The sequence below is a fragment of the Streptococcus sp. k-402 genome, from assembly GCF_013277515.1.
Taxonomy (GTDB): domain Bacteria; phylum Bacillota; class Bacilli; order Lactobacillales; family Streptococcaceae; genus Streptococcus.
The window spans coordinates 1-3,074 of sequence record NZ_VMNB01000019.1 but is presented as its reverse complement, the minus strand read 5'-3'; the positions used below and the strand labels follow the sequence as shown (position 1 = coordinate 3,074).

Below are 3,074 nucleotides of genomic sequence, written 5' to 3'. Positions count from 1 at the left end.
ATCAAGATCGCAAGCAAGCTAGCGCTTGAGAGTTGCAACTTGTAAAAAAACTAATCATTGATATTGAGAAACTAATTCCGTAAATTTAAGGACAATTTCTGCGTTCTCAATTACATATTTCGGTGGACGGCCTATGCCAGCTACATTCTTCAGATTCATTCTATAAAGCCCTAAATGCTGGAAGATGTCTCCGACTTCATCAGCATTGTAAGACGCCCCTAAATCGCCCCAAAACGCTTCTGTCCCATCTCCTAGAGGTATAAACTTAACCCACCCCTTTTTGCTGGAAACTGCCACGACTAAACACAATTCTGATTCTGTTGTATTTCTCATTTTACACCTCTGTTAATTCTAATTTTCTTGTTTTGCACTAAATTCATACTTTTTATATCTTCTCGCATTTGCCCCATTATCAGACGAGAAAAAGTATTTACATTTGATTTTACATCTTCTAAAAGTCTTAAAATATTCTCCAAATCTTTTATGGTAAAGTCGTCAAGAGAACTCGTTTCATCTAAGACTCTCGTCGTCTCAAAAATTTCTGTAATTTTGTTGACAAGGATTTCTCTGACCTCCTCGAAATTCTTTTTTTGCCGTGGCATAAATTAGACTCCTCCTTATCTATTTGCTTATCTATTTGCTCCCCAATAAAACTTTCTATATATCCTATTCTTTTCTCTAAAAGGTCAAGAGTTTCATTGTTTTCCAATTCTATTCTCGATAAGGTATCTCGATAACTTCCAACAAAATCACGAATTTTTAGTAACGAAGCCGATGCTGATACCCATTCTTCTTGTTCTAACGATTTTATAACTGCATCTACATCAAATACAGCTTTACTTGCTTTTTCTTTAATGCCTTTAAATAATATCATCATCCCTATCGTGATTTTTAACAATCTTGCTTTCTCAAGAGCTTTGCTATATTCCATTTTACCCACCTTTACCTTTCTTTGTAGTTCTTTTAGGTTATATGTCCTAAAAGAATTGTACCTCTTTTTTTCCTATTTTTCAAGCAAAAACAAAAAAGACGCCTTTCGACATCCTTTATTATTTATTTATTTCCGGTTCTATTGTAGTTTTTATCCCATGATTATCACAATATTCCTTAATTGCTTCAATGAGAAAGACTCCGCTAGGGACTGCTTTTTTTTGCTTTACCATATAATGCGTATATGCTTCCTGATAATAATCATAGTTATGTTGCGATGTATATCCTTGTATTCGTGGTGTTGCCATTATATTTTACCTTTCATTTATTTGCCTATTTTTATGATTTAATATAATAATTTTTTCTTTCCCAATTCCAAATAGCTACGATTTCTCTACCTGTTGCCCTACTTTCTGTTTCATCTCCTGTTTGGACTAAATTACCATCTTCTAAATCGTCAAAATCAAACTGTTTCTTGATTTCTTTAAACAGCTTACCAAAACCTATCTGCCTTTTTCGGTGCAACCCTGTCAGCATATCATCTACTATTTGCAGTTTCTCCTGAGCGGTAAAATCCGTTTTTTCATCAATCACGTCAAACGGTTTTACAGGATATTTTGCAGTCTCCAAAATAGCACCTTTCAAGCCTTTACCTTTATCGGCTTTTACCGCTCGAATATCCACCATAGGAGTATAGTCTAGCTTCATAGCTTTTTTCCAAAGTTCCGTCCATTCCTCCTGGTTCAAATAGTCATCTTTTGACCTGAAATAGCCTGGCTTAACCATTAGTAAAACGTGCAGATGAGGATGATAACTGTCTAATTTTTTGGAATAAGTAACCTCTGTCGCTCTAAGGAAGCCAATCATATTTTTATCAATTTTTTTGTACTTCATAAGCCTATTAAAACCTATAAGAATATCTGTCATCGCTTGATTAAGTTCCTGACCTATTACATTTTTAACGGTCAAAGTCAAGAATAAGAAGCGCCCCTTCGGTTGCCTAATCATAGCTTCTTCTACAATCTTGCTTGCTTGATATGAGTACTTCATCGACCTTCTCCAGTTGCAAAGAGCACACAACTTATTCTTGCAGAAATAAGACTGATATAGTTTCTTCGTTCCATCAGACTGCTCAACAAATTTTAGAACTTCAGCGCATTGATATACTCGCTCAAATGAACGATAACCCAAAATATCTAACTGTCCTGCCAGTTCAATATTTTTTAATTTGCGTTCTCTCCATTTTCTATCTTTTCCAGTCTTTGATATATCCTGAAATACTTGATTTTTAACATCTGACATGTTATAATTTACCTGTAATTACAAAGAAATATAGAAAAAAGTCCTTGCAATTTTCCTAGCTTTTTATGATTTTGATTAGACACCTAAATTATATCAAAAGCTTTCACAAAAAACAAGGCTTTTTTTGTGCCTGAAAACCCAGTAAAATCAAGGGTTTTGACCGTTTTTTGACCCGATTTTTAAAATCTTGTTATTTCTATATGTATCAAGATAAGAAAAAACTCGCTTCGCTCGTTCTAAAATGACCTCAAAAGGTCATTTTTTATACGGAAACCATAGCAAAAATTTGGTATAATCATAAAGTCGCAACACCAAGTTAGCGTAGCTAAGGAGGTGATATAATGCTTATTTGGTTACTCCAGCTTGTTCTGATACCTCTATTTATTAGCGTGACTTCCCAAGTCATTGCGGAATGGCTTATCCGTAAGTATACAGACAAACGCGACAAAAAACAATAGCCTGAGTGTCTACATCGCAATAGACACAAAAAACCACTAGGATTGCCCTCCTAGTGGTTTTATAATGCTTAGGTTACTCCACCTTATCGCACTACGATTGTAACACATTACAGGGCATTTGTCACATTAAAAGAAATAATCCCTTAGTTATTACTAATAGAATTTCGCACCGTCCGCTCCGCTGGTGCGAGGTCTATAAAGCGTTAAAATTAAAATATAATTCATCGCCCTCTATCAACTTTAACTTTTTTAGCTGATTTAACTGAGAGGGATTTCATCCCCTGCTATAGCAGGCTATAGCATTCCCCTCCAATGTATGCTTTCAGCATACGAAACTAGTCTAAATAAGGCATTCAATTTCCTCTGCTGATAAATGATTAGTTG

The 3,074-nt window shown here is 34.9% G+C and carries 4 protein-coding genes; all 4 read right to left on the bottom strand.

From position 1 onward, the window contains the following. Positions 1–54 precede the first annotated feature (54 nt). Positions 55–333: a hypothetical protein gene (locus tag HT724_RS09745; RefSeq protein ID WP_050217530.1), complete on the bottom strand. Its 279-nt coding sequence runs from the start codon at positions 331–333 to the stop codon at positions 55–57. A 181-nt stretch (positions 334–514) separates the two neighbouring features. After that, a complete protein-coding gene (locus HT724_RS09740; protein ID WP_173293588.1) occupies positions 515–931 on the bottom strand; it encodes a hypothetical protein in 417 nt (138 codons plus the stop codon). Positions 932–1,049: 118 nt separating this feature from the next. After that, positions 1,050–1,238, bottom strand: a complete 189-nt coding sequence (locus HT724_RS09735) for a hypothetical protein (RefSeq protein ID WP_050217533.1) — start codon at positions 1,236–1,238, stop codon at positions 1,050–1,052. A gap of 31 nt (positions 1,239–1,269) precedes the next feature. Further along, positions 1,270–2,232 (bottom strand): protein rep, encoded by a 963-nt coding sequence (locus HT724_RS09730; RefSeq protein ID WP_173276833.1) that lies wholly within the window; start codon positions 2,230–2,232, stop codon positions 1,270–1,272. Between the last annotated feature and the right edge of the window lie 842 nt (positions 2,233–3,074).